At 64.4% G+C, this 24,903-nt stretch carries 23 protein-coding genes and 1 other RNA gene; 10 read left to right on the plus strand and 14 right to left on the minus strand.

Annotation, left to right across the window (positions count from 1 at the left end; genetic code table 11):
- Positions 1-41 precede the first annotated feature (41 nt).
- Complete coding sequence (locus O4H62_RS10655) at positions 42-1,274, plus strand: serine hydrolase domain-containing protein (RefSeq protein ID WP_269387670.1); 1,233 nt, start codon at positions 42-44, stop codon at positions 1,272-1,274.
- A 49-nt stretch (positions 1,275-1,323) separates the two neighbouring features.
- Positions 1,324-2,991 (plus strand): amidohydrolase, encoded by a 1,668-nt coding sequence (locus tag O4H62_RS10660; protein ID WP_331284459.1) that lies wholly within the window; start codon positions 1,324-1,326, stop codon positions 2,989-2,991.
- Between the two features lie 60 nt (positions 2,992-3,051).
- Here the strand turns inward: O4H62_RS10660 and O4H62_RS10665 are convergent, their stop codons facing one another.
- Together O4H62_RS10665 and O4H62_RS10670 are read right to left on the minus strand one after the other, a co-directional pair.
- The gene (locus O4H62_RS10665) at positions 3,052-3,558 is read right to left on the minus strand and encodes a flavin reductase family protein (protein ID WP_331284460.1); all 507 of its coding nucleotides are present in this window, start codon (positions 3,556-3,558) and stop codon (positions 3,052-3,054) included.
- 13 nt (positions 3,559-3,571) lie between these two features.
- Positions 3,572-4,663 (minus strand): LLM class flavin-dependent oxidoreductase, encoded by a 1,092-nt coding sequence (locus tag O4H62_RS10670; RefSeq protein ID WP_269387672.1) that lies wholly within the window; start codon positions 4,661-4,663, stop codon positions 3,572-3,574.
- Between the two features lie 108 nt (positions 4,664-4,771).
- On the opposite strand from O4H62_RS10670, the gene O4H62_RS10675 reads away from it, so the two are divergent.
- The 5 genes from O4H62_RS10675 (at position 4,772) to O4H62_RS10695 (ending at position 11,253) form a co-directional block, all read left to right on the plus strand.
- Positions 4,772-5,326, plus strand: a complete 555-nt coding sequence (locus O4H62_RS10675; protein WP_269387674.1) for a winged helix DNA-binding protein — start codon at positions 4,772-4,774, stop codon at positions 5,324-5,326.
- 167 nt (positions 5,327-5,493) lie between these two features.
- Positions 5,494-6,411 carry a LysR family transcriptional regulator gene (locus O4H62_RS10680; RefSeq protein ID WP_269387675.1) on the plus strand — a complete coding sequence of 306 codons (918 nt, stop codon included), beginning with the start codon at positions 5,494-5,496 and terminating at the stop codon, positions 6,409-6,411.
- Between the two features lie 90 nt (positions 6,412-6,501).
- Positions 6,502-8,166: a sulfatase-like hydrolase/transferase gene (locus O4H62_RS10685; RefSeq protein WP_269387676.1), complete on the plus strand. Its 1,665-nt coding sequence runs from the start codon at positions 6,502-6,504 to the stop codon at positions 8,164-8,166.
- Positions 8,159-10,249, plus strand: a complete 2,091-nt coding sequence (locus O4H62_RS10690) for a TRAP transporter permease (RefSeq protein ID WP_269387677.1) — start codon at positions 8,159-8,161, stop codon at positions 10,247-10,249. The genes O4H62_RS10685 and O4H62_RS10690 overlap by 8 nt, the downstream gene beginning before the upstream one ends.
- Positions 10,250-10,281: 32 nt before the next feature.
- Positions 10,282-11,253, plus strand: coding sequence for a TAXI family TRAP transporter solute-binding subunit (locus tag O4H62_RS10695; protein ID WP_269387679.1), 972 nt, complete (start codon positions 10,282-10,284; stop codon positions 11,251-11,253).
- 108 nt (positions 11,254-11,361) lie between these two features.
- Here the strand turns inward: O4H62_RS10695 and O4H62_RS10700 are convergent, their stop codons facing one another.
- From O4H62_RS10700 to O4H62_RS10710, 3 genes are read right to left on the minus strand one after another with little or no spacing between them, the layout of a single operon-like run.
- Positions 11,362-11,856: a flavin reductase family protein gene (locus O4H62_RS10700; RefSeq protein ID WP_269387681.1), complete on the minus strand. Its 495-nt coding sequence runs from the start codon at positions 11,854-11,856 to the stop codon at positions 11,362-11,364.
- Between the two features lies 1 nt (position 11,857).
- On the minus strand, positions 11,858-13,090 hold the full coding sequence (locus O4H62_RS10705) for a styrene monooxygenase/indole monooxygenase family protein (protein ID WP_269387682.1): 1,233 nt from the start codon (positions 13,088-13,090) through the stop codon (positions 11,858-11,860).
- A 20-nt stretch (positions 13,091-13,110) separates the two neighbouring features.
- On the minus strand, positions 13,111-13,887 hold the full coding sequence (locus O4H62_RS10710; protein WP_269387683.1) for an SDR family oxidoreductase: 777 nt from the start codon (positions 13,885-13,887) through the stop codon (positions 13,111-13,113).
- Positions 13,888-14,051: 164 nt separating this feature from the next.
- Between O4H62_RS10710 and O4H62_RS10715 the strand changes: the two genes are divergently transcribed.
- Positions 14,052-15,062, plus strand: coding sequence for an AraC family transcriptional regulator (locus O4H62_RS10715; RefSeq protein ID WP_269387684.1), 1,011 nt, complete (start codon positions 14,052-14,054; stop codon positions 15,060-15,062).
- 64 nt (positions 15,063-15,126) lie between these two features.
- On the opposite strand, the gene O4H62_RS10720 is transcribed toward O4H62_RS10715, so the two are convergent.
- From O4H62_RS10720 to ffs, 7 genes are all read right to left on the minus strand, one after another.
- Positions 15,127-16,572: an aldehyde dehydrogenase family protein gene (locus O4H62_RS10720; protein ID WP_269387685.1), complete on the minus strand. Its 1,446-nt coding sequence runs from the start codon at positions 16,570-16,572 to the stop codon at positions 15,127-15,129.
- Positions 16,573-16,742: 170 nt separating this feature from the next.
- Positions 16,743-17,981, minus strand: coding sequence for a lytic murein transglycosylase (locus O4H62_RS10725; RefSeq protein ID WP_430538429.1), 1,239 nt, complete (start codon positions 17,979-17,981; stop codon positions 16,743-16,745).
- A gap of 69 nt (positions 17,982-18,050) precedes the next feature.
- On the minus strand, positions 18,051-18,440 hold the full coding sequence (locus O4H62_RS10730) for a RidA family protein (RefSeq protein ID WP_269387689.1): 390 nt from the start codon (positions 18,438-18,440) through the stop codon (positions 18,051-18,053).
- 11 nt (positions 18,441-18,451) lie between these two features.
- Entirely contained in the window at positions 18,452-19,057 is a 606-nt protein-coding gene (gene recR, locus O4H62_RS10735; RefSeq protein ID WP_269387690.1) for a recombination mediator RecR, read from the minus strand.
- Between the two features lie 40 nt (positions 19,058-19,097).
- The gene (locus O4H62_RS10740) at positions 19,098-19,421 is read right to left on the minus strand and encodes a YbaB/EbfC family nucleoid-associated protein (RefSeq protein WP_269387693.1); all 324 of its coding nucleotides are present in this window, start codon (positions 19,419-19,421) and stop codon (positions 19,098-19,100) included.
- A 62-nt stretch (positions 19,422-19,483) separates the two neighbouring features.
- On the minus strand, positions 19,484-21,328 hold the full coding sequence (locus O4H62_RS10745) for a DNA polymerase III subunit gamma/tau (protein WP_269387694.1): 1,845 nt from the start codon (positions 21,326-21,328) through the stop codon (positions 19,484-19,486).
- A gap of 191 nt (positions 21,329-21,519) precedes the next feature.
- Positions 21,520-21,616: signal recognition particle sRNA small type (ffs, locus tag O4H62_RS10750), an RNA gene on the minus strand.
- 94 nt (positions 21,617-21,710) lie between these two features.
- Here ffs and O4H62_RS10755 point away from each other — a divergent pair.
- Entirely contained in the window at positions 21,711-22,115 is a 405-nt protein-coding gene (locus tag O4H62_RS10755; RefSeq protein ID WP_269387695.1) for an HIT domain-containing protein, read from the plus strand.
- A gap of 3 nt (positions 22,116-22,118) precedes the next feature.
- Entirely contained in the window at positions 22,119-23,081 is a 963-nt protein-coding gene (nudC, locus tag O4H62_RS10760) for an NAD(+) diphosphatase (protein WP_269387696.1), read from the plus strand.
- A gap of 9 nt (positions 23,082-23,090) precedes the next feature.
- Here the strand turns inward: nudC and O4H62_RS10765 are convergent, their stop codons facing one another.
- Both O4H62_RS10765 and O4H62_RS10770 read right to left on the minus strand, forming a co-directional pair.
- Positions 23,091-23,975 (minus strand): prephenate dehydratase, encoded by an 885-nt coding sequence (locus O4H62_RS10765; protein ID WP_269387698.1) that lies wholly within the window; start codon positions 23,973-23,975, stop codon positions 23,091-23,093.
- A gap of 29 nt (positions 23,976-24,004) precedes the next feature.
- Positions 24,005-24,751, minus strand: a complete 747-nt coding sequence (locus O4H62_RS10770; protein WP_269387700.1) for a 3-deoxy-manno-octulosonate cytidylyltransferase — start codon at positions 24,749-24,751, stop codon at positions 24,005-24,007.
- Positions 24,752-24,903 lie beyond the last annotated feature (152 nt).

A 24,903-nucleotide genomic window follows, 5' to 3' on the forward strand; every position in this document is an offset into this window, starting at 1 on the left:
GCCACCCCCGCGCGCCGTCCCCCACCAGAGAAAGATTGTCCATGTCCGACACCGGAAAGGTTGAACCGGCTATGCCCAAGACCGCCCGGCAACTGGGGATCATGCAAGGGTTTCCACCCCCGCCGGAGAAGCGCCCGACGCTTGCGAACTGGGACCTTCCGCCGTTCAACCGCTGGGCATTCCAGAATGTGCGAAGCCTGATACCGACCGTGGATGTGTTCCGCGGCTTCGGACCGGCGCGTGCGCTGGAAGAAGCGCCCGTTGATTTCGCCGGCATCCGGTTCGAACGCGAGAACGGCGCGACCATTTCCATCGACCGGTTCCTGGGCGAGAGCTATGGCGACGCCTTCCTGGTGATGCATCGCAACCGTATCGTCTTCGAGCGCTATCTCAATGACATGGCGCCGGAAACGCTGCACCTGTCGCAGTCGGTGGCGAAATCCGTCGTCGGCCTGCTGACCGGGATTCTGGCTGCCGATGGCATGGTCGATCTGCATGCACCGCTGGCAGACATCGTGCCCGAGCTGGCGCAGTGCGGCTATGCCGATGCGACGCTCGATCAGGTGCTCGACATGCGTTCGGGCGTGCGGTTTACCGAGGACTACAACATGCCGGGCAGCGACATGACCCGGATCGACATCGCGTCCGGCTGGCGCCCGCATGTCGTCAGCGTGCCGCGCCCGACAATCCGCGAGGTCATTCTCAGCCTGCCGAAGCTCAGGCCGCATGGCGGGGCGTTCGAATACCGCTCGATCGAGACGGACGTCGTTGCCTGGGTGCTGGAGCGCGCGGCCGGCAAATCCCTTGCCGAGCTGGTCAGCCAGCATCTGTGGCAGCCCATCGGCGCCGATCGCGACGCCTATTTCACCGTCGACGAAGCCGGCACCGCGCTTGCCGATGGCGGCTTCAACGCGACGCTGCGCGACTACGCGCGCCTGGGGATGCTGATGCTCGGGGGCGGGCGGGTCAACGGACGGCAGGTTGTCCCGGCAGCCTGGATAGACGGTATTCGCAGCGGCAACCGGGAGGTTTTCGGCGATCCCTACACAGCCGTCCTGCCGGGTGGAGCCTACCGCCGCTTCTGGTGGATCCGCGACGCGGACAGAGGCGATATCTGCGCTCGCGGCGTGTTCGGACAGCTGATCTACGCCGATCCGCAGACCGAATTGCTGGTGGTGAAGCTGTCGACCTGGCCGGATTACGTGATTCCGTCGCTGACCCGCGACACGTTCCGCGCCATCGACGCGATCCGGTCGGCTCTGAGCAATCGGTAGGCCGTCGGGATCATGAGCTGACAAAGACAACAACCAAGGGAGCAGAGCAGTGGCAACCGCAGATCTGATCATTACCAACGGTGCTGTGCTGACGATGGACCCGGTCCTGCCACGGGCGGAGGCGGTGGGGGTCAAGGACGGGCGCATCATCGCGGTCGGCTCGGCTTCCGACATCGCTGGCCTTGCCGGACCAGACACGCAGGTCCTGGATGCCCGCGGAGCGACCGTGCTGCCCGGCTTCATCGAAAGCCACATGCACCTGTTTGCCGGCGGGGCGGAACTTCAAAACCTGCAGCTCGACGGATGCGCCGACCCGGACCTGCTTGCCAGGGAGTTGACCGCTTTCGCGGCCAGCAGACCGGATGCGCCGCTTCTCGTCGGGCAGGGCCCGGATTACGGCATCTTCGGCGACACGGCGCCGCGCCTGGTTCTCGACAAGATCCTGCCCGGTCGGCCGGTGGCGCTGATGGCGCATGATCATCACACGGTCTGGGCCAACACCGCAGCACTTGAGGCGGCGGGCATACTGCACGGGCTCAAGACCTCCGACGGGCACGAGGTGGTGATGGGCGCCGACGGTCTTGCCACGGGCACATTGCTGGAACCGGAGGCCTACAGCCCGGTGATGCGGCTTGGCGGACAGGAGCGGACCATGCTGGGCCTCGCCAGCGGCCGCGAACCGGACCCCGCCCCGTCGAAAGCCGAACGCGCCGTCGACCTGGCCCATCTCAGACGCGGGCTGGCGCACGCGGCGAGACACGGCATCACCTCGATCGTCAACATGGACGGCAATGTCTACACGCTGGACCTGCTCGAAGAGCTCCGTTCCGCGGGGGAGCTGACCGCCCGCGTGCGGGTGCCGTTCCACTATGTCCCCGACATGAAGCCCGATGACCTTGAGACCGCGCTTACCATGCGCGCCCGCTGGTCGGACGAGTGGCTGGCGTCGGGGTTCGTGAAATTCTTCATGGACGGGGTCATCGACAGCCGCACCGCCTTCATGAAGCAGGATTACCCCGGCCAACCCGGATACCGCTCGCACGGGCGGTTTTCGGCGGAGACATTCGCCGGGCTTGCGACGCGGATCGATGCGATGGGACTGCAGATCGCGGTGCATGCGATCGGTGACGCGGCAGTGGCCCGGGTGCTGGACGGCTACGCAGCGGTGCGCGCGGCGAATGGCGCGTCGGGCCTGCGTCATCGCATCGAGCATCTCGAGCTGGTCGATGACAATGATTTCGCCCGCATCGCCGAGCTCGACGTGGTTGCCTCGATCCAGCCGCCGCACGCGCCGGGATGCAGCGGCCTGCCGCTGGAGCCGACCCTGAGCAATATCGGCCGCGACCGGTGGGGCGACGCCTTTGCCTGGCAGAAGATCGCCGCCACTGGTGCCGCGATCGCACTGGCCTCGGACTGGCCGGTCTCGGACATCTCGATTCTCAAGGGGATCCACGCGGCCGTGACGCGGGCCGCATGGACGCCGGAGGTGCCGGATCAGCGGTTCTCGCTCGACGCCGCACTCAGGGGCTACACGATCGGCGGCGCCTATGCCGAGCGGAGCGACAGCTACAAGGGCTCCCTCGAAACCGGCAAGGTGGCGGATCTGGTGATCCTCGACCGGGATATCACGGCCATCGCCGATCACGACGAGATCAAGGATGTCGCGGTCGTCTCGACGATCTGCGGCGGACGGGTGGTGTTCCGGGCCGACGACTGAGAGCCGGCAGAAAGCCCGGAGGTGGAACCGGCGGAACCTTTGCCCGCCGGTCCTGCAATGTCAGTCCGCCAGGCCGCGGAAGGCGCCGTTCCAGTAGATCATCGCACCCTGGCCTGGCCGTGTCCGGATCTCCTGCACGCGCCCGATGACGATCGAGTGAGTGGCGCGGTCGATCATCTCCTCGACCGTGCAGTCGATGCCGACCACCGCGTCCTCGAGCAGAAGCGCACCGGTCCTTGCCGTTGCCCAAGACGCCCCTTCGTATCGCTCGGGGCCCTTGGCACCGCCGAAACCGGTGAAGCGTTCGGCAACCGCCTGGTGACCGGCGCCGAGCACCGACCAGCCAAAGCAACCGTATCGCTCGATCAGCGGCCATGTCGACGAGGCGCGGTTGACGCAGGCCAGCAGCAGTGGCGGATCCGCCGACAGCGAGATGGCGGACGTCACCACCAGTCCCGACCGGTCGTCACCCGTGCCCGCGGTCAGGACGCTGACATTGCCGACGAAATTCCGCATGGCATCGCGGAACTCGCCGGCGGAGGGCAGACGCTCGATGACGGCGTCCACGCCTCCCGCGCGCTCAGCGGATGCCTGCGGCATCGAGCTTGGGCAGGACAGTGTCGCGGAAATAGGGGAATTCCTTGACGTAATCGACGAACGACAGGGTGGTGCCGGCGAAGCCTGCGCGATGCAGCGACAGGATGCCTTCGGCCACCTGGTCGGGCGTGCCGATCAGCGGGAAACCGCCATGGCCCATGGCGAAGCGGTCGCGGATCAGTGCCAGCAGATCATGCGGGAAGCTGTGCGCATGGGCGAATTGCAGGCGCACGAGATTGTCGACGGCTTCCCAGTCGGCATTGGTCTTGGCGGTGTGCTCGAGATAGGCGAGCGCCTCCTCCTCGGTCGGACGGCAGATGACATGGGAGAAGGTCAGCACATCGACCTTGCGGTTCTTGGCCTTCGCCTGGTCCTTGAGTTCCTTGATCTCTTCGGTCGAGCGGGCCAGGTCGATGGCCGGGGTGAACAGGAAGTTGGCGTTGTCGGTGGCAAATTCCCGGCCCTGCGGCGAACCCGCGGCATTGATGATCGGCACATTGCCGCGGACCGGCAGCGGGTCACCGTGCACGCCCTTGAGCTTGAAGTATTTTCCGTCCCAGTCGAAATAGTCGGTCGACGCCCAGAGCTTGCGGACGACGTCAAACCATTCCTGGGCATAGCCGTAGCGGGTTTCGTGATCGTCGGGCAGGCTGAGGCCGAGCGCCTCGTATTCCGGCTTGTTCCAGCCCGCGACGATGTTGAGGCCGGCGCGGCCGTTGCCGATGTGATCGATCGTGGCGATCTGCTTGGCCACCACCACCGGGTGATTGGCCGCGGTATGGATGGTGGCAAACACCGAGATGTTGCTTGTGGAGGCCAGCAGGCCGGCCGCCCAGGTCATGGTCTCGAGCACACCGCCGTGAAAATCGGTTTCGCCGCCATAGCCGATCCAGCGGGCGATCGGCAGCATGAAATCAATGCCCGCATCATCGAGCAGGCGGCCGAGGGCGAGATTGTTTTCCCAGGAGTTGACCCACCGCTCCTCGACCTTGGTCACGCTCATCCCGGATGAGCAGTTGGATGAGAATGTGCCGAGAAAAAAGCGGTCATCCGCCAGCATCATGTTCCTTGTCATAGTCGCTGTTCCTTTTTGGTTTTAATTTATGATAGAAATCCTATCTTAAAATGGCATTGCGTCAATATGCTTTAAGAGTAAAATTTGATGGAGATTAGGGAGTGCTCCATGATGAACGGCTCAACGCCACCCGACGACAAACCAGCCCATGGCGAACTGGACTATCGCTGGCACCTGGCCAAGAGCGATGTCGAGGTCAGCACGACCGAGCTGGAGTTTGCGCTGATGCGCACGTTCGAGGGCTTCGGCCGATGGCAATCGGAATGCCTGGCGGGCGTGGTGGATGTAGCTGCCTCGGGCCCGGAGAATGCGCTGCTGCACATCATCCGGATGAACGAGCGCCCGAAGACCATCAAGGACCTGGCGCGGTTGACCAACCGGGATGATGTCCCAAATATCCAGTACAGCCTGCGAAAGCTGATCGGCGCCGGGCTGGTTCACCGGGAAGGGTCAGGCCGGTCGGGTGTGACCTACCAGGTCACTGACAAGGGCCGCGCCGTCACCGAGGCCTACGGCGACTTGCGCAGGCGCCTGCTCATCGCAGCCGTCGCCGATGTTCCGGATCTGGCCGAGCGATTGCGCGCGGCCACGCAGACGCTCAATCTGCTCTCGGGCATTTACGAGGAAGTGTCACGCGTCGCGGCAACCCATCGCCGCCGCTGAACCGGGCAATGCATGCCGCCCACAAATGGGTTCATTTGAGTAATAACGTGCATGCATGCATTCAATCGTTTGCAGCGAGTTTTGCGCATCTGATCAGATCCGCGGCGCTGCAGCGCCAACGGCGCGGTCCTGGCACCTGATACGGATCCGCCGGGTAGGGAGTCATCATGAAGGTCAACCATGTTGAAACGATCGTTGCCATTGCCGAGGCGGGCAGTTTGCGCGCGGCGGCGCGAACGCTGCAGAAATCCCAGCCGGCACTGACGAAGACGCTGAAGCAGGCTGAGGAGGAACTGGGCGCCAAGATCTTCGCCCGCGCGGCGCGCGGGGTGGAACCGACCGAGATCGGGCGCAAGATCATTGCCCGGGCGCGCATGATCAGCGCCGAGTTCCGCAAGCTTGACGAGGATATCCGCCAGATCCAGGGAGACGGCTCGGGCAATCTGCACGTCATCGTCTCGCCGCTGGCTGCGGTCCGCATCGTGCCGCAGGTAATGGACCGGTTTCGCAGGCAGTTCCCGCATGTGCACCTGCAGGTGGCCGGCGGACATCCTCCGGCAGCACTTGCGGTGCTGCGCTCGGGAGAGGCCGACCTGGTGATCGGCCCCGTCCCGGGCAAGGACGACCGGGCGGGCCTGACGATACGCAACCTGTTGAAAACACCGCTGGCGGTCATCACCGGCAAGGGATCGCGGTATGCCGCGGCCACCAGGCTGGCCGAACTCGGCGGCGCCGAGTGGATCATGGTCGGCCCCAGGAAGCGCAGCTTCGGCATAGCGGCGGATTTCGTCGCCGCGGGCCTACCGGTGCCAGACCCGATCACCACCTCGGACTCTATCACTTCGCTCTTGGCGATGATCGAGGGGAGCGACAGGCTGTGTTCCTTCCCGGCATTGATGCTTGAGGAGATCCTGCCGCGCTGGCAGATCGTCGCGCTTGCGCTCGCCGATCCCGTCGGACCGGTACAGATCGGGCTGATTTCGCTGGCCGACCGGCCGCTCACACCCGCGGGTCAGGCTTTCGCCGACGCGGTGGTCAACCGGGCCAGGCTTCTCGTGCCGGCGTCGAGCGATAACCAACAGTGATACGAATGAACAAAATTCGTTTCAAGGCTATCGGTATCCTTGCTAAGGTTTTTCACCCCGGGCGCAGATCCGGACGTCTCGGGAGGACACATGAACATCCTGTTCATCATGTATGACCAGCTCAGGTTCGATTACCTGAGCTGCGCGGGACATCCGCATCTTCACACGCCGAATTTTGACCGGCTGGCGGCAATGGGTGTGCGCTTCACCCAAGCCTATGTGCAGTCTCCGATCTGCGGTGCAAGCCGGATGAGCTTCTACACCGGCCGCTACACCTCCTCGCACGGGGCGCAATGGAACGGGTTTCCGCTGCGGGTGGGCGAAGTGACGCTGGGCGATCATCTGCGCAAGCTCGGCATGGACTCCTGGCTGCTCGGCAAGACCCACATGAAGGTGGACGCGGAAGGCATGACCCGGCTTGGCCTGAGCCCGGACACGATCATCGGCGCGCGCCAGTCGGAATGCGGCTTCGACGCCTTCATCCGGGATGACGGATTGTGGGGTGCGGGACCGGATGGGTTCTACGATTCCAAGCGCTCGCCCTACAACGAGTACTTGAAGTCCAAGGGCTATGACGGCGACAACCCCTGGGCGGATTACGCCAATGCCGGTGTCGACGCGGACGGCAACATGGCCAGCGGCTGGATGTTCATGAATGCCGACAAGCAGGCCAACATCCGCGAGGAAGACAGCGAAACGCCGTGGCTGACCTCCGAGACGATCCGGTTCCTGGACCAGGCGGAAGGCAACTGGCTGGCGCATGTGAGCTTCATCAAGCCGCACTGGCCCTATATCGTACCGGCGCCCTACCACGACATGTTCGGTCCCAACAACGTGCCGGCGGCGCAACGTCATGAAGCCGAGCGCCAGGATCCCCATCCGGTCTACGGCGCGTTCATGAACAACAAGATCGCGCAGGCCTTCCAGCGTGACGAGGTCCGCGAGAAGGTGATCCCGGCCTATATGGGCCTGATCAAGCAGTGCGACGACCAGCTCGGCCGGCTGCTCGACCATCTTGAGGCGACCGGGCGGATCAAGGACACGATGATCGTGGTCACATCCGACCATGGCGACTATCTCGGCGACCACTGGCTCGGCGAGAAGGACCTGTTTCACGAACCGTCGGTGAAGATCCCGCTGATCATCTACGACCCGCGCCGCGAAGCCGACGCCACCCGCGGCACCATTTGCGACGCGCTGGTCGAGAGCATCGACCTGGCGGCAACCTTCGTCGAAGCCGCCGGTGGCAAGGTGCCCGGGCACATCATCGAAGGCCGTTCGCTGATGCCGTGGCTCAATGGCGAGACGCCGGAGGACTGGCGCGATTTCGTGATCAGCGAATACGACTACTCGGTCACGCCGATGCGCACGGTGCTGGGCGTCAGCGCCGACGATGCGCGGCTGTTCATGGTCCATGACGGGCGCTACAAGCTGATCCACGCCGAAGGCGGGTTCCGGCCGATGCTGTTCGACACACTCAATGACCCGGACGAGTTCTTCGACCTCGGTGGCAAGCCCGGGCATGAGGCGGTGATCGCGGAGCTTTACGAAAAGCTGGCGCGCTGGAGCCGCCGTAACGCCCAAAGGGTGACGCGGTCCGACGACGACATCGAAGCGATGCGCGGCGCCTCGGCACGCAAGGGCATCCTTCCGTTCCTGGTGGATGGTTCGGAGGTGCCTGAGGAACTGACGGCAAAATACCGGGGGCCGGCACGGCAGATCCACCTGGAGACGGAGCCGGGCGACCATGACTGAGCCCGCGCCGCCTCATCGCACCGACAAGCGGATTGCCGATCTGGTGGCAATGGGGTTCGCGCTCATCATCGTGCTCTATGCGGCCTCGGGTCCGCTGAGCGAATTCGTCCGCTGGGTGATTGCCAACGCCACCGACGGATTTGCCGAGCTGTCCCGGCGCGATCAGCGGCTGGTGCTGCGGGAGCACTGGCTGGGGGCGGCGCATCGCGCATTCGAGCAGGGCTTCCTGCTGCCGACCGGGCTGATCATCGGCCTGCCGATCATCCTGTCGTTCGTGGTCTCGACGCTGACATTGCACAAGACGCCCGGCCTGCGCATCCTCAACTGGGCGATGGCCCTGCTCTCGGTCGCGGTCTTCGGGGTCTGGATCGCCAAGATCTTCGTGTCCGACGCCGGCGTGGTGCCCTCGATCAACGACCTCGACTACCTTGCCTTCCCACTTGCGGTGCTGCTCACACTCTACCTCACCTACCGCATGTATGGCGGCTTCATCGTCGGCTTCTCAGTCTTCTGGATCGTCTATTTCTTCGCCCGCGGCTGGCTTCCGGAGTGGAGCGGGCTGCTGGCCGGTTCGGAGGCCACGTTCGAGCAGAATTTGCGAACCATGGCGCTCAATTTCTGGGCCCAGACCGGCGGCATGTTCGGGCAGCCGGTGCAGGTGGTGACCGGCAACGTGCTGATCTTCATCGTCTTCGGCGCCATCCTGATGGGATCGGGAGCGGGCGACCTCTTGATGAAGATCGCCAACCGGTTGACCGGCGGGCTCACCGGCGGGGCGGCCCATGCGGCGGTCGCCAGTTCGGCGCTGTTCGGCACGCTGTCGGGTGCTGCGATCTCCAACGTGGTCTCGACCGGGGTGATGACAATCCCGGTGATCAAGAAATCGGGCTTCAAGCCGGCCTTCGCCGGGGCGGTCGAGGCCGCCGCCTCCACCGGCGGCCAGATCATGCCGCCGGTGATGGGCGTGGTGGCGTTCTTCGTCGCCGGCCAGATCGGGCTCGAATATCGCTACATCGTGGTCGCGGCGATCATTCCGGCGATCTTCTACTATCTCGGAACCTTCCTGGCAGTCTATTTCGAGGCCCGACGGCTCGGCATCGGCACGCTGCCGGAGGAAGCCCGGTCGCGCCTGACGCGGGCGGAATGGGTCCAGACGCTGGTCTTTCTCATCCCGCTCGGCGTGCTTTCCTATTTCCTCTTCGCGCAGCCATCGGTACCCAAGGCCGGCTTTTACGGACTCATCGCCGCGCTCGGCTCGACGCTCGTGCTGTTTCCGGACTTCCGGTCGTCCAAAAAGGTCCGGGACGCTTTCGTTCAGGCCGGCCGCATGGCCGCCTCCATCGTCGTCATCGTCACCGCGATCGGGCTGATTGTCGGCCTGATCCAGACATCCGGTTTCGCAGGCCGGTTGTCGTTGCTGCTGGCGCAGGTGGCGGACGGGCCGTTGTTCGTCGTGCTGATGATCGTCGCCTTCGGTGCGATCGTGCTCGGCATGGGCCTGCCGCCGGGAGCCACCTATTTCATCATCGTGATCGCGCTGAGTTCGGGAATCGACACGGTCGGCATCGCGCCGCTGACGCTGCACCTGTTCGTGGTGTTCTTCGCCATGATGTCGACGGTGACGCCGCCGGTGGCGCTAGCGGCCTTCGCCGCGGCGCCGATTGCCGGGGCTGATCCGGTCCGCACCGGTTTCGAGGCGGCGAAAATCGCGCTCGCGGGTTTCATCATTCCCTTCGTCTTCGTCTATCACCCGGCGGTGCTCTACAAGCTCCAGGTGCTGTTCGAGTGGTTCGGCGAGGACAGGGCCAACTCCCGCGCGATGATCGACATCGCAACGGTCAGCTTTGCGGATCTGGGATGGATCATGATCGCCTTCACCCTGGCGATGTGGCTGATCGCCTCGGCGCTGGCCGGATTTGACCGGGCCAGGCTCTTGCCGCCCGAGCGGCTGGTGCGGGCCGCGGTGGGCCTCGCCTGCCTGTTCCCGCAGATGATCATTGCAGGCCCTGCGGCGCTCGCCGGGATCGGCCTGATTGCCAGGGAGCGCGCGGCGCAGCGGAAAACCGTCGAGGCCGTGACCTGACGGAACAAGAAGCAAAACAAGGAGGAAGAGACATGAAACACAAGACACTGGCGGCGGCAGCCGCGCTTCTGATCGGCATGGGAACCGCCCAGGCCGAAACCCTGAAGATGGCCACCATCGAGCCGAGCCTCGGCCAGGCCATCACCATGGCGACCTTCGCCAACCTGGTGACCGATGCGCTCGGCGATGTCGAAATCGAAGTCGCCGGCGGCGGAGCGGCGACGTTGCACATGCTCGAGGTGGGACGCGGCAACATCGACATGGCGATGGTCTCGCCGACCATCTACCGGCTGATGCAGAACGGCAAGGCCATGTACGCCAAGGAGCCCGAAGCGCCGGAACTGTCGAAAAACGTGCAGTTGATCATGTGGTTCCCCTATGGCCAGTATCACTACACGGTCCGCGCCGGCAGCGACATCGAGACGCTGGACGACATCGCAGGCGCGAGCGTGTTCCTGGGCCCTGCCGGCGGCGGCGCCTTCAATACCGCCAAGGCGTGGATCGAGGCGACCACCGGTCTCGTCGCCGGCCAGGATTACGAGGCGATCACCGCCAACTGGGCGACCGGGTACCAGTCGTTCCAGGACGGCAAGATCGACATGTATGTCAACGGCTGCATCGATCCGTGCCAGCAGTTCATCCAGTTCACCGAGACCGAGGATGTCCGCTTCATCGGCCCCGAGGACCATTCGGGCGAGGCCGTCACCAAGTTCCTGGGCTCGGACCGGACGCTGTCGGAAGTGCCGGCCGGCATGTACAAGGGCCAGAAGAACGAAAGCCCGGTGATGTCGCATGACACCGCCGTCGGCATCGGCGTGCGCGCCGATCTCGACGAGGAGACCGTCTACAGGATAACCAAGGCGTTCTGGGACAATATCGGCAACATCACCTCGGAAGCGCCGTGGGCCAAGGCGCTGAGCATCGACTACGCGGTCAAGCCGCTTGGCGACATGCAGATCCATCCGGGTGCGGCGCGCTACTACAAGGAAGTCGGCAAGCTCTGATCAACAAAAGACCGCCCGGTGGGAGAGAACCGGGCGGTCTTGTTGAGGCAATCGCGAAGGAAGCGAGCCGGACCGGGCGATAGCGTCGGCCAGACCGGCACTTGCGTTTCAGAGCGGTTCGAGCCGGTGGAACCGGGACTGGCCATAGACCAGCGGCGCGCCTTCGCTGATCCTGATCTGCATGATCTCGCCGATGAACACCGTATGGCTGCCGGCCTCGACCATTTCCGACACATCGCAGGAAAAGCCGATCAGGGCTTCATCCAGAAGCGGCAGGCCGCGCTCGTCCTCGACCCAGTGACCTTCTGCGAACTTGTCCTCGCCGGTGACTCCCTCGGCGCCGGCGAACCGCATCGCCAGCGGGCTCGCCGGATCCGGAAGAAGGTTGACGTTGAAGGTTCCGGTTTCGCGGATGGCGGCGCAGGTGCCGGTCTTGCGGTTGACGCAGGCCAGAAGGCTCGGCGGCTCGGCCGAGACCGAACAGACCGCCGTGGCGGTGATGCCGCGCCGCTCGGCCCCGTGGCAGGCGGTGATGATGGTCACCGCCCCCGGGAAACGGGCCATGGCCGCGCGGAATGTGGCGTGATCGATGCCCATGCCCATCTTACGCCGCCTTGAGCTCGGTGAGGTAGGCCTCGGCCGCGTCGGGATCGGCGAACCAGGGGAAGAAATCGCGCGGATCGTCAAAGCCGTTGGCCATGCGGTGCGCCAGCCGCGGCTCGGCGCAGGCGGTGCCCATGATGTTGAGGATGAACGGCGGCGGCGGCTGCAGCATCATGTTGGTCCAGGAGACCACCCACTGCGCGTAGTCCCAGAACTCGTCGAACGTGCCCTGCATGAAGGCCGCGTCGAACGGCTTGTCGCCATGCGCGATGATCCGCTTGAGATAGACAGCGGCAGCCTTGGCGGCGTTGTTGGAGCCCTGGCCGGTGATCGGATCATTGAGGCAGACCGCGTCGCCGAGGCCGAGCACCTGGCGTCCGGAGGGAAGCGTGCCGATCGGCTTGCGGATGGTGGGGGCAAAACGGCCGGCGAGAATGCCGTTGTCATCGGTCAGCTCGATATTCTGGCAGCGCGCCGCCTCCCAGGGCAGGAAGGTCTCGAGGATCTTCTTCGACGTCGCCAGGTGCTGCTCGGGTGTCTTCACATCCGCCCAGCAATCCATCGGACCGCCCGGAACGCCCTCGAACACCATGATCTCGCAGGGGCCGGAGGTGGTCAGCGCCGGAAAGACGAAGTATTCGCCAACACCGGGGATCAGGTTGAAGCAGACGGCCGAATGCTCGGGACGCGGCGTCATGCCGGTGACGTAAGTCAGCGCCAGGGCCCGCTGCGGCGTCTCGTAGGGCGATTTTTCCGCGTCGCGCTCGAACAGGCGGCCGATATCGCCCTTGCCCGAGGCGACGATGACCAGGTCGTCCTGGCGGGCATAGTGCTCCAGGTCGGCAATCGTCGCGTCCTTGATGGTCAGCGTGCCGCCGAGGCGCTCGAATTCGGCCATCCAGGCCGGGATCTTGACCCGCTGGTCGACCGAGTAGGCGCTGTGGTCGAGCTTGCCGGTCCAGTCGATGGCCTTCTGGCCAGACCCGTCCGGCGCTGGAACCTGGAAATTGATGCCGTCGACCGGCGGGCAGGTGTCGGCCCAGAAATCGATGCCCAGTTCGCGCTCATGCTCGACCGAATTGTGAAACATGCACTGGCTCGACATCACCTTGCCCTGGGCAATGTCGTCGGCGGTGCGGTTCTGGACGACGCGCACCGAATTTCCGGCCTTGAGGAGGCCGATGGCGAGTTGCAGGCCGGACTGGCCGCCGCCGATAATCGTGATCTTTCTCATGTTGTTCCCCTTTTTTGGTTTTATTCCATCAGAAGTGGTATGGCCGGCGCCGCGCGCTCCGGGCCCATGGCGGTGTATCCGCCGTCGACCTGGATGTCGGTTCCGGTGATGAAGCTGGCCTCGTCCGAGCAGAGGAAGAGGACGGACGCCGCGACCTCTTCCGGGTTGCCGGTGCGTCCGAGCAGGTGGAAGGGCGCCGCGACCCGGTCGGTCTTGGCGCGGTCGCCGCCGGTCAACTCGTCCATGATGTTGGACCAGGTCCAGCCGGGCGAGACCGCATTGACGCGAATGCCCTCGGGGGCCAGATCCATCGCCTGATTGCGGGTCAGCTGCAGGATCGCGGCCTTGGAGACCGGATAGAGCCAGCGGCCTGTCTGGGCGACGCGGGCAGAGATCGAGCCGAAATTGACAATCGCGCCCTTGTTCCTGGCCAGTTCGGATCGCGCCGCCTGCATCAGCATGACCGAGCCGACGATGTTGACGTCGAGGCTTTCGAGCCATTCTGAACGGGTCGATTCAGCGCCGTTGTCGAGATAGGAGCAGGCGACATTGACGAGGAAATCGATGCGGCCGAACTTGTCCTTCGTGGCCTTCACCAGTGCCGCAATCTGGGCGTCGTCACGCAGATCGGTCTTCTGAAAGGCGATGCCGTCGCCGGTCAGCGCCTCGCCGGCCTCGGCATTGATATCGGCGATCATCACCCGCACACCGGCATCCCTGAAAGCCCTGACGATGGCCGCGCCTATCTTGGTCGCACCACCCGGTACAATCGCCACTTTTCCGTTAAGTCCTCGCATCGGCAGTCTCCCCTTTTCGTTGGGAAGAAGTTTGGGCCATTCAAACCGGGCCGCCATCCGCTTTGAGCGCTGACTATCCGCAAAACGAAAATTTCTACCGCTGCATTGAAAAACGTGCTTTCATGCATATGCATCTTTTGACAACGACGATGTCGGGAGCGCTGATGTTGCCGGATCCCATGACCCCGCGCCCGCTGGCGCGGTTCAGCCTGTTCGAAAGCAGCGATCTCGACGAGGCGCGCGAAAGGGTTGCGCGGGTATTCTGCCCGCACCGGCTGGACATGATCGGCCGCGGCAGCTTCGATGCCTGCCACAACCATGTCAGCAGCGAGCGGCTGTCTCTCAACTACATCCAGTATGGCGCCAAGACGCTGATCGCGCCGGGCGAGCTCAAGGATTTCTATTTGCTGCAGATCCCGCTTTCGGGCGGGGCGGCGATCAGCAACGGCCCGGATCACTATTATTCCTGCCCTCAGAAGGCGGCGGTGCTCAATCCGCATCTGCCAACGACGATGATCTGGGACGAGGGCTGCCGGCAGATCCTGGTCAAGGTGGAACGCGAGGCCTTGCAGGATCATCTCTCGCAGCTGCTCGGCTCGGGCGCCGGCAAGCCGCTGACATTCTCGGGGCCGCTGGACCTGACCAGCGATGTCGGCTCAGCACTTTACGGCCTGATCATGCACCTGGTGACGCAGGCCGACACCGGACACGTGATGCTCTCTTCAGGCGGCCTGCTGGCCCGCCAGCTCGAATCGGTGATCCTGTCGGGGATCCTGGAAGCCGGGCAGCACAATTATTCGCGATATCTCAGGCCGACGCGCTCGGCCGTGGCGCCGCGGCACGTGCGCAAGGCCGAGGAATATGTGCGCAACAATCTCGACAATCCAATCTCGCTGGATGACATCGCCAATGCAGCGGGGGTCACGGCGCGCTCGCTGCAACTCGGGTTCCGCAATTTCCGCAACACCAGCCCGATGGCGCTGTTGCGCTCGGAACGGCTGCGCCGGGTCCATGAAGAACTGATGGCCGGCGCGCCCGGCGCTTCGGTGACCGAAGTGGCGACCCGATGGGGATTTTCCCATCTCGGCCGGTTTTCGCAGATCTACAAGGAAAAATACGGCCAGTCGCCGAGCACGACGCTGCAGAACGGCTCGCGCATCGGCTTTTCAGACTGAAACCGAAAACGGCCCGCCCCGATCAGGAGCGAGCCGTTGCGAGAGGGCTTGTTTAAAGCCCGGATCAGTTGACGTCGCTGTCCCAGCCGGAGATCGCCTTGGCTTCGAGGAATTCCTCGATGCCCCAGACGCCGCCTTCGCGGGCGCGGCCCGAGGCCTTGACGCCGCCAAAGGGTGCGCCGGCGCCACGTGACTTGCCGTTCATTTCGACCATGCCCGAGCGCAGGCGACGCGCCATGCGGTTGCGCCTGGCGCCATCCTGGCTCTGGACGTAGTTGGTCAGGCCGTAGATCGTGTCGTTGGCGATCTCGACCGCATGTTCCTCATTGTCGAACGGAATGATCGACAGGACCGGGCCGAAAATCTCCTCGCGCGCAATGGTCATGTCGTTGGTGACATCGGCGAAGATGGTCGGACGGACAAAGTAGCCGCGGTTGAAGCCTTCGGGGCGGCCCGTGCCGCCGGCGACAAGACGCGCGCCCTCGTCGATGCCCTTCTGGATCAGGCCCTGGATCTTGTCGAACTGGGCGGCGGAGACAACGGGACCGATGTGGTTGCCGTCCTCGTGCGACGAGCCGACCTTGACGGTGGCCGCGACCTCGATGGCCTTTTCGACTGCCTGGTCATAGACCGGACGTTCGACCAGCATGCGGGTCGGTGCGTTGCAGCTCTGGCCGGTATTGTTGAAGCAATGGCGCACGCCGCGTTCGACCGCCTTGGCATCCGCATCGGCGAAGATCACGTTGGCTCCCTTGCCGCCGAGCTCGAGGCAGACGCGCTTGAACGTGTCAGCGGCAGCCTTGGAAATGGCCGCACCTGCGCGGGCCGAGCCGGTGAAGCTGATCATCTCGACATCCTTGTGGGTCGAAAGATCGGTGCCGACGCCGACGCCGTCGCCATTGACGAGGTTGAACACACCGGCCGGCACGCCCGCGGCATGGACGATCTCGGCAAAGACGATCGAAGACAGGGGGGCGACTTCGGAGGGCTTGAGCACCATGGTGCAGCCTGCCAGCAGCGCCGGGATCACCTTCAGCGTCACCTGGTTCATCGGCCAGTTCCAGGGCGTGATCAGCCCGACAACGCCGATCGGCTCCATGGCGATGCGGTCGTTGGGGGCATGCGGGCCGAGCGGCCGGATGAATTCGATGTCCTTGAAGGCGGTGATGAAATTGTCGATGTGCCAGGTGCCGGACGTGACCTGGCTCGCGCGTGACATGGCGATCGGCGCGCCCATTTCCAGGCTGATCGCCTGGGCCATGTCCTCGGCGCGCTCGGCGTAGATCTCGCGGATCTTCTTGACATAGCCGAGGCGGACTTCCGGGTCGGTCGTCGACCAGCTGTCGAACGCTGCCTTGGCGGCCGCAACCGCCTTGTCGGTGTCCTGCGACGAGCCGAGCGAAATCACCGCGCAGGCTTCCTCGTTCGAAGGATCAATCACCTCGCAGTCACGCGCCACGCTCGGCGAAACCCAGGCACCATTGATGTAAAACTCGCGCTTCTCGATCATTTCTTTCTCCAAATATGTCCAGACGGCACAGATAGGCGCCGTTTCAACCCAATGCAAATCTGTAGGGGCGGACGACCGGGAAAGGCAACCGCGATTTCCCCTGGCAGGATGAATGTTATTGATGCCGAGATGAATTACGCTTCTACCAGCCTTTTTTCGAAGAAGGACGGCTAGCGCACGCTCTTGAGCAGGGCCGGTGTCGGGAAGCAGGTGGGCTTCTGCCCGTTCTTCGCCTGCCACTCGCCGATCGACCGGCGCGTCTTGTAGCCCGGCAGGCCATCGGCGCCGCCGACATCGTAGCCCTGTTTTTCCAGCGAGGACTGCAATCGGGCGATGTCAGACCGGAGCATCGCGCCGGTGTCCTGCCAGCGGGTGACAAAGGCGCCGCCGCCATGGGCCATGCGGTCGGCGAGATTGCCGATGAACAGGGCGTAGAGATCGGAATTGTTGTATTCCTTGATCACGTAGAAATTCGGCGTGACGACGAATTCCGGGCCGTAGATGCCAGCAGGGACCAGAACCATGCCCGGCGCGCGCCGCTCAGGCTCGGGAAACGGCCTGCCGGAAATGCGGATGATGCCCATGTCCGTAAGCGCTGCTATCGGCCGGGCCCGGTCGGGTCCTTCCAGCGCGCAGGTGACGCCTTCGGGTATGACGGCTTCAAAGCCCCAGTCGCGGCCGCGCACCCAGCCGGATTTCGCCAGGTAATTGGCGATCGAGGCGAGCGAATCCGCCGTCGACTTCCAGATGTCGGCCTTGCCGTCGCCATCGAAATCGACCGCGTGGTCGAGATAGCTCGACGGCAGGAACTGGGGCTGGCCCATTGCACCGGCCCAGGACCCTTTCAGAGCCGATGCCGGAACGTCGCCGCGCTGAAGGATTTTCAATGCCGCCAGGATTTCCTTCCTGAACAGGTCGGGCCGCGTCGACATGAAGGCCTTGGTGGCGATCACCCGGACCGCCGAATGCGGGATCTTGGCCCGTCCGAAGCCCGATTCACGGCCCCAGACCGCGACAATAATGGAAGCGGGGACGCCGTAACGCTCCTCGATCCGGCGCAACAGGCCGGCATGCTGTTTCATCAGCGAGCGGCCCGAGGCGGCAAGGCCCTGGAGCCTTTTTTCGCTGAAATAAGCGCCGGGGCTGCGGAACTCGGCCTGGCTCTGGGCGCGGGCCTTGGGCCTGGGGAAGCCGGGCGGCGCGAGGTCCGGCAGGTCCCAGTCGAGATTGACGCCCGAAAAGGCGCTGTCGAACACCGCTTTCGAAACCCCGTTCCGCCTGGCTTCCGGCCAAAGGTCGGCCTCGAGCCACTGGCGGAACTGCGCTTCCACCCCGGCCTTGGTCGCCGCATGGGACGTTGGCACCGCAAGAGCGGTCACGGTGAAAGCGAGGATGACGGTCAGAAGCAGGGTGCGAATCATGGCTTCAACCTAACCCGGCAGGCGTGTCGGGAAAATGGCGCAGGAAGAACCGGTCGCTCAGCGCTCTGAAAACGCCTCGACCTCGATTTCGGTCAGCAAGTCGGGATGGGCGAGGCCCGCGACGACGACATAGGTCGAAGCCGGTGCGTGACCCTGAAGGAACTGGTCCCGGAGTTCACGGTAGGTGCCCACATCGCCGGGGGCCACATCGTAGACCCGTATGGCGACGATATCGCTGATCTGCATGTTACAGGCCGCAAGTCCTGCAAGGGCGTTGCGCCAGGCCTGTTCGGCCTGGGCGCGATAGCCGGCGAGCATCTGCCCGTCCGGGGTGACGCCGATCTGGCCCGAAATGATCAGACGGCGGCCCGGCACCGACATTTCAACCGCCTGGACATAGTTGGACGCCGGTTTCGGCATGGTGTCGGGATTGAAGAAGCGCGGCATCGTTACCTCTCCTAGAAGGCGGTGCGGGCGCGGATGGCAGCGGCAAGCGTGCCTTCGTCGAGATAATCCAGCTCGCCGCCGACCGGCACGCCATGGGCCAGGCGGGTGACCTTGATGTCGAAGCCGGACAGTTGCTCGGTGATGTAATGCGCCGTCGTCTGGCCCTCGACGGTGGCGTTGACCGCAATCAGGATCTCGCGGACGCCGCCGGCGGCGACGCGATCAACCAGCCTGGCAATCGACAGGTCATCCGGGCCGACGCCGTCGAGCGGCGACAGGGTCCCGCCGAGCACATGATAGCCGGCATTCATCGCGGCCGCGCGCTCGAGCGCCCACAGGTCGGCCACGTCCTCGACGACGATGATCACGCTCTGGTCTCGCGTCGGGTCGGTGCACACGGTGCAGGGATCGGAGGTATCGGCGTTGCCGCAGGTCGAGCAGATGCGGACCTTGTCGAAGGCCTCGTTCATGGCCAGCGCCAGGGGCCCCATGAGCTGATCCTTCTTCTTGATCAGGTGCAGCGCGGCGCGGCGGGCCGAGCGCGGCCCGAGCCCCGGAACGCGCGCCAGCAGCTGGATCAGGCGCTCGATCTCCGGCCCGGTTACACGCTTCTGCATCTCAGTCTTTCCTCAAGAATAGCCGTTACTTGCGCAAGGCCTAGAACGGCAGCTTCATGCCCGGAGGAATCGGCAGTCCGGCGGTGAGTTCCTTTGTCCGCTCGGCCATCATCGTCTCGACCTTGGCCTTGGCGTCGTTGTGAGCGGCGACGATCAGGTCCTCGAGGATCTCGACATCGTCTTCCTTGAACATGGAAGGGTCGATCTTGACACCCTTCATCTGGCCTTTGCCCGACAGGCGCACGGCAACCATGCCGCCACCTGCCACGCCTTCGCATTCCAGCTCGGCGAGTTCTTCCTGCATGCGTTCCATCTTGGCCTGCATGTCCTTGATCTTGCCCATCATACCCATGATGTCTTTCATCCAGGTCTCCTTCTCAAGTGTTGTTTGCCGGCTAATTTCCGGCGCAATGGTAATGACGCGGTTTAGTCCGAGTTGTCGTCCGGATCGGTTTCATCGGGCAGGATGTCCCCGTCCTCGGATGGCGAGAGCGCATCGCCGGCCAAGCTCTCCTCGGTTGCCGCAATACGCACGTCGGTGACGCGGGCGCCGGGAAAGCGCGCCAGAATGGCGGCGACATCGGGATCCTGGCGGGCGTCGCTGACGAGCGCTTCGCGCTTGGCGGTCTCGCGCTCGGCGATGGTTGGCGCGCCCTCCTCGCGGCTGAGCGCCACCGACCACTTGGCGCCGGTCCAGTCGCCGAGCTTCTTGATCAGTTCGCCCGGCAGGCTGGGGCTCGCATCCGGCGCCAGGTTGATTTCGAGGCGGCCGGGCTCGATCCGGACCAGGCGAACGCCGGTGCGGATCTGCACCTTCATGGCGATGTCGCGATGTTTCTCGGCCAGCGCCACCATGTCTTCAAGCGAGCCTATTGCGACTTCCTGGACCGGTTCGGGGGCCGGAGTGGCTGCGACCGAAGGCTCGGCGGAATGGGCGAGCCGCATCGAAGGCTGGCCGCCGCCGGTTCCGCCCTGGGGCATGCGGCGCTCGCCCACCGCGCGGGCCGTGGCGCCGCCGCCGGACGGGCCGGTGCCAGATGACTGGGCGCCCGCGCCCCCGGAGGCGCCGCCTGTCGCCTGGAAGGCCTTCAGCGCATCTTCGGGCGACGGCAGGTTCGCAGCATGGGCGATGCGGATCAGCGCCATCTCGGCGGCAGCCGCGGGCCGGCTCGACGTGTCGGTTTCGGAAATGCCCTTGAGCAGCATCTGCCAGACCCGCGAGAGGATGACGGTCGAGAGCTTGGCGGCAAAGTCGGCGCCGCTCTCGCGTTCGGTTTCGGTCAACGACGGATCTTCGCCGGCTTCGGGCACGAATTTGAGGCGGGTGACCAGATGGGTGAAATCCGCCAGATCGGTGAGGATCACCGACGGGCCGGCGCCCGAATCATACTGGTCGCGGAAGCTTGCGAGCGCTGCAGCCACGTCGCCTTCCATCAGCGAGCCGAAGAGGCCGACAATGCGGGAGCGGTCGGCGAGCCCGAGCATGGATCGCACAGCCTCGGCGTCGACGGCGCCGCCGCCATGGGCGATCGCCTGGTCGAGCAGCGACAGGCCGTCACGCACCGAGCCTTCGGCGGCGCGGGCGATCATGGCCAGCGATTCGTCGTCGATCGCAATGCCTTCCTGAGCGGCAACGTTTTTGAAATGCGCCACCAGCAGGCCCGAATCGATGCGGCGCAGGTCGAAGCGCTGGCAGCGCGACAGCACAGTGATCGGAACCTTGCGGATTTCGGTGGTGGCGAAGATGAACTTCACATGCGCCGGCGGCTCTTCCAGCGTCTTGAGCAGGCCGTTGAAGGCCTGCGTCGAGAGCATGTGGACCTCGTCGATGATGTAGACCTTGTAGCGGGCCGACACCGGACGGTAGCGCACCTGCTCGATGATCTCGCGGATATCGTCGATGCCGGTGTGCGAGGCCGCGTCCATCTCGATGACGTCGACATGACGGCCTTCCATGATCGCCTGGCAATGCTCGCCCGGCACTGTGAGATCAATGGTCGGCCGGTCGATTTCGGCGGTCTGGTAGTTGAGCGCGCGCGCCAGGATGCGGGCCGTGGTGGTCTTACCGACACCGCGCACGCCGGTCAGCATCCAGGCCTGGGCAATGCGGCCGGAGGAAAAGGCATTGGTGAGCGTGCGGACCATCGGCTCCTGGCCGATCAGGTCGGTGAAATCCTTCGGCCGGTATTTGCGCGCCAGAACCCGGTACGGCGCCTTGCTCTCGGGGTCTGCACCCGCGGAAACTGTGGTCGTGCCGGTTGTTTCGTTCATGATCCTCGTGCCGCCCTCGCGCTGGCCCGGTGGCCATTCAAATGGAATGTTTGCACCCCGGTCGAATCCCGTCAATGACAATCAAGCCGGCTAGAGGCCAGCCAATGACGCGGCCTGCTGCCGGCAGCCAAAGCTTGCAGCGCCTCTTCGCGCCTGATCAGCGCGCAACGCAGGAGAGCGCGGGCGAAAGGGTGGGAGGCTGGCACGGTGACCCGTGCCGGGCTCGTTAGGGCTGCTTCCTTCCGGACCTGACCCGGTTGGCGAGTGGCTCGTCCACCACCAACCTCCCGGGGCCACATATCGTCAATCAGTGAGGCAAAAGCAAGCCAGAGCCGAAAAAAACTGCTAGAGTTGGGCTTCAATCATCTCCGGCGGTGTTTCCATGTCCGATTTTGTTCTCGATCCGCGTCTCGACCGTGACAGCACATTGCTGATGAAGCTGGGATTGTGCCAGCTCAGGCTGATGGAGGATGCGCGCTGGCCCTGGGTGCTGCTGGTGCCGCAGCGCAGCGGCATCTCCGAGATGTTCGACATGACGCCGCTCGACCAGACCATGCTGACCTTCGAGACCGCGATCGCCGCCAAGGCGGTCAAGGAAGCGTCGCAATGCCTCAAGATCAACATCGGCGCCCTTGGCAACAACGTGCGCCAGTTCCATCTTCACATCATTGCCCGCAACGAGGGCGATCCGGCGTGGCCCGGACCGGTCTGGGGCCATGGCCAGGCCACACCCTGGACTCCTGGCGCCCGCTCCACGTTCATTGAAAGACTTCTCGAGGCCCTTTGATACATGAATTTCTCCCTTTTTGACCATGACGCACCGCATGGCGAAGCCAGCCGGCTTGTGGCGTTTTCCTCCAACCGGCTTGACCGCCGCTCCGAATACCGGACCGAGAACGAGCTGGGCGACGCGCTCAACGATCCGGCGACCCGCTATTTCGCCATCGCAAAAGGCCGGCTGGCGATGCGGGTGGATGGCGATGCGCCCGATGGCCTGCTGACGGCTGCCGATCTCGTATCCATGCAGCCGCGCAACGCCGATGCGGTGCTGATCGGCTGGGACGAGGCGAACGTGGCGCGGATAGCGATGCCGCTCGACATCGAGCCCGACGACCTGCCCGAGCCGTTCAAGGCGATCGACACGCGCTCGGTCTACCGGCAGGCGCTGATGGACGAGGAAGCTCTCGGCGCCTATGCCCAGGGGACCAGCCTGGTCTCGTGGGCGCTGGCCAACCGCCATTGCGGCGTCTGCGGTTCCAAGATGACGCCGGAAGCCGGCGGGTACCGGCGCAAATGCACGTCGTGCGGGCACACCGTCTTTCCACGTACCGACCCGGTCGCCATCATGCTCACCGTCGACGAGGCAGGCGACCGCTGCCTGCTCGGCCGCAGCCCGCACTTCCCGCCCGGCATGTATTCCTGCCTGGCGGGCTTCATCGAGCCCGGCGAGACGATGGAGGACGCGGTGCGCCGCGAGACCCTCGAAGAATCGGGCATCAAGGTCGGTCGCGTGCGCTACCACGCGAGCCAGCCCTGGCCGATGCCGCATTCGCTGATGATCGGCGTCTATGCGGAGGCGCAAAGCCTGGAGATTACCCGCGACACGGCGGAACTCGAGGATTGCCGCTGGTTCACGCGTGCCGAGACCGAAGCGATGCTGGCAGCGACGCTTGGGGAAGCCGACGCCTCGGCGCCACCGCCCGGCGCCATCGCCCACCGGCTGATGCGCGACTGGCTGGACTGGCGCCGGTAAGAGGCCTTTTCAGCCCTCGGCCTCTTCGGCGTGCGAACCGTTCTGCGCCAGACGGAACGGATGGGCGGGATAGACGCCGAGGATTCTCAGCTCCTTGGAGAAGAAGGCAAGCTCTTCCATGGCGCGCGCCACCGGCGCTTCGTCGGGATGGCCCTGGATATCGGCGTAGAACTGGGTGGCAAAGAACTTGCCGCCGATCTGGTAGCTTTCCAGCTTGGTCATGTTGACGCCGTTGGTGGCGAAACCGCCCATCGCCTTGTAGAGAGCGGCGGGGATATTGCGCACCCGGAAGACGAAGGTGGTGACAACCACCTCGTCGGCCACCGGGCGCGGCGGGATTTTCGCCTCCCGCGACAGCACCACGAAGCGGGTGACATTGGTTTCGGTATCCTCGACATTCTCCTCAAGGATGTTGAGGCCGTAAAGTTCGGCCGCGAGCCGCGGCGCCAGCGCCGCCATGGTCCGGTCACCGCTTTGCGAGACCAGCCGGGCGGCGCCCGCGGTATCGCCGGCGACAACAGCCTTCCAACCATTGGCGCGCACCACCTTGCGGCACTGGCCGACCGCGTGAACGTGGCTATGCACGGTGCGGATTTCCGAGCGATCGACGCCAGGCAGCGCCATCAGCTGGAAATGGATCGGCATGAAGTACTCGCCGACGATGTGCAAATGCGATTCCGGCAGCAGATAATGAATATCGGCAACCCGGCCGGCGATGGTGTTTTCGATCGGGATCATGGCAAGATCCGCCTCGCCCTGAGTGAGCGCGTTGAAGGCGTCTTCGAACGTGGCGCAGGGCAAGGGCTGCATGTCGGGAAACATGTCGCGGCACGCCATATCGGAGTTTGCGCCAAACTCGCCCTGAAAGGCGATGCGGTTGGTGGAAGCGGTCATCAGGTCTGTCCGTTTTGAAAAATAGGCGCCTATTTCGGCGCCAGGATTTGGCGGGCGCGCTCAAGATCGGCCGGAGTATCGACACCGAGCGGCACGGAGTCAACGATCGCGACGTCGATGCGCATGCCATTTTCGAGCGCCCGCAGCTGCTCGAGCGATTCGCGCTTCTCCAGGGTCGACGGCTTGAGCGTGACGAAGCGCTGCAGTGCCGACCGGCGCCAGGCGTAAAGCCCGATGTGGTGGTAAAGCGGGCCTTCACCATAAGGCGCCGTGGCCCGGGTAAAATAGAGCGCGCGCAACAGTCCTTGGCCAATCGGCGTGCCGATCACCTTCACGATGTTTGGATTGGTTTTCTCCGCTTCCTCGGTGATGACCACGGCCAGCGTGGCAAGATCGGCCGGCGAGGCGGCAAGCGGTACGGCGGCTCGGCGGATGGACTCGGGCTCGATTGCCGGAATGTCACCCTGAACGTTGAGGATGATCTCAGCCCGGCCCTCCGGATCCATGATCGTGGCCGCCTCGTAGACCCGGTCGGAGCCGGACTGGTGATCGTCCCGGGTCATCACCGCCTCGAAGCCCGCAGCCTCGACCGCTTCGGCAATTTCGCGCGAATCAGTGGCAACTGCGACACGACCGATTTCGGCAAGTGCTGCCTGACGCGCCACACGCACCACCATCGGCTCGCCGCCGATGTCCGCAAGCGGCTTGTTGGGCAGCCGGGCTGACGCCATTCTGGCGGGAATAATGACGAGCGTATGCTCCGAACCTGCTGCCATGACGCGTCCATTCCCTCATTTTGCGGCGCAAGTGTCAAAAAGTCTCACTGCCGTCGTCACAAACGGTGTTGCAACGAACTTGCAAAAGACATAGGTTCCGCGCGATTTCAAGACTGGTTCGGATATTGCGGGAAACTGGGCGGGAAGCCGAA

Source organism: Parahoeflea alexandrii (genome assembly GCF_027214025.1).
Taxonomy (GTDB): Bacteria; Pseudomonadota; Alphaproteobacteria; order Rhizobiales; family Rhizobiaceae; genus Hoeflea; species Hoeflea alexandrii_A.

Bases quoted from the DNA above. Each gene is read 5' to 3' on its own strand.
- O4H62_RS10655 (WP_269387670.1), top strand. From the start codon at position 42: ATGTCCGACACCGGAAAGGTTGAACCGGCTATGCCCAAGACCGCCCGG.
- O4H62_RS10670 (WP_269387672.1), bottom strand. From the start codon at position 4,663: ATGACAAGGAACATGATGCTGGCGGATGACCGCTTTTTTCTCGGCACA.
- O4H62_RS10675 (WP_269387674.1), top strand. From the start codon at position 4,772: ATGATGAACGGCTCAACGCCACCCGACGACAAACCAGCCCATGGCGAA.
- O4H62_RS10680 (WP_269387675.1), top strand. From the start codon at position 5,494: ATGAAGGTCAACCATGTTGAAACGATCGTTGCCATTGCCGAGGCGGGC.
- O4H62_RS10685 (WP_269387676.1), top strand. From the start codon at position 6,502: ATGAACATCCTGTTCATCATGTATGACCAGCTCAGGTTCGATTACCTG.
- O4H62_RS10690 (WP_269387677.1), top strand. From the start codon at position 8,159: ATGACTGAGCCCGCGCCGCCTCATCGCACCGACAAGCGGATTGCCGAT.
- O4H62_RS10695 (WP_269387679.1), top strand. From the start codon at position 10,282: ATGAAACACAAGACACTGGCGGCGGCAGCCGCGCTTCTGATCGGCATG.
- O4H62_RS10700 (WP_269387681.1), bottom strand. From the start codon at position 11,856: ATGGGCATGGGCATCGATCACGCCACATTCCGCGCGGCCATGGCCCGT.
- O4H62_RS10705 (WP_269387682.1), bottom strand. From the start codon at position 13,090: ATGAGAAAGATCACGATTATCGGCGGCGGCCAGTCCGGCCTGCAACTC.
- O4H62_RS10710 (WP_269387683.1), bottom strand. From the start codon at position 13,887: ATGCGAGGACTTAACGGAAAAGTGGCGATTGTACCGGGTGGTGCGACC.
- O4H62_RS10715 (WP_269387684.1), top strand. From the start codon at position 14,052: ATGTTGCCGGATCCCATGACCCCGCGCCCGCTGGCGCGGTTCAGCCTG.
- O4H62_RS10720 (WP_269387685.1), bottom strand. From the start codon at position 16,572: ATGATCGAGAAGCGCGAGTTTTACATCAATGGTGCCTGGGTTTCGCCG.
- O4H62_RS10730 (WP_269387689.1), bottom strand. From the start codon at position 18,440: ATGCCGCGCTTCTTCAATCCCGACACCATGCCGAAACCGGCGTCCAAC.
- recR (WP_269387690.1), bottom strand. From the start codon at position 19,057: ATGCAGAAGCGTGTAACCGGGCCGGAGATCGAGCGCCTGATCCAGCTG.
- O4H62_RS10740 (WP_269387693.1), bottom strand. From the start codon at position 19,421: ATGAAAGACATCATGGGTATGATGGGCAAGATCAAGGACATGCAGGCC.
- O4H62_RS10745 (WP_269387694.1), bottom strand. From the start codon at position 21,328: ATGAACGAAACAACCGGCACGACCACAGTTTCCGCGGGTGCAGACCCC.
- O4H62_RS10755 (WP_269387695.1), top strand. From the start codon at position 21,711: ATGTCCGATTTTGTTCTCGATCCGCGTCTCGACCGTGACAGCACATTG.
- nudC (WP_269387696.1), top strand. From the start codon at position 22,119: ATGAATTTCTCCCTTTTTGACCATGACGCACCGCATGGCGAAGCCAGC.
- O4H62_RS10765 (WP_269387698.1), bottom strand. From the start codon at position 23,975: ATGACCGCTTCCACCAACCGCATCGCCTTTCAGGGCGAGTTTGGCGCA.
- O4H62_RS10770 (WP_269387700.1), bottom strand. From the start codon at position 24,751: ATGGCAGCAGGTTCGGAGCATACGCTCGTCATTATTCCCGCCAGAATG.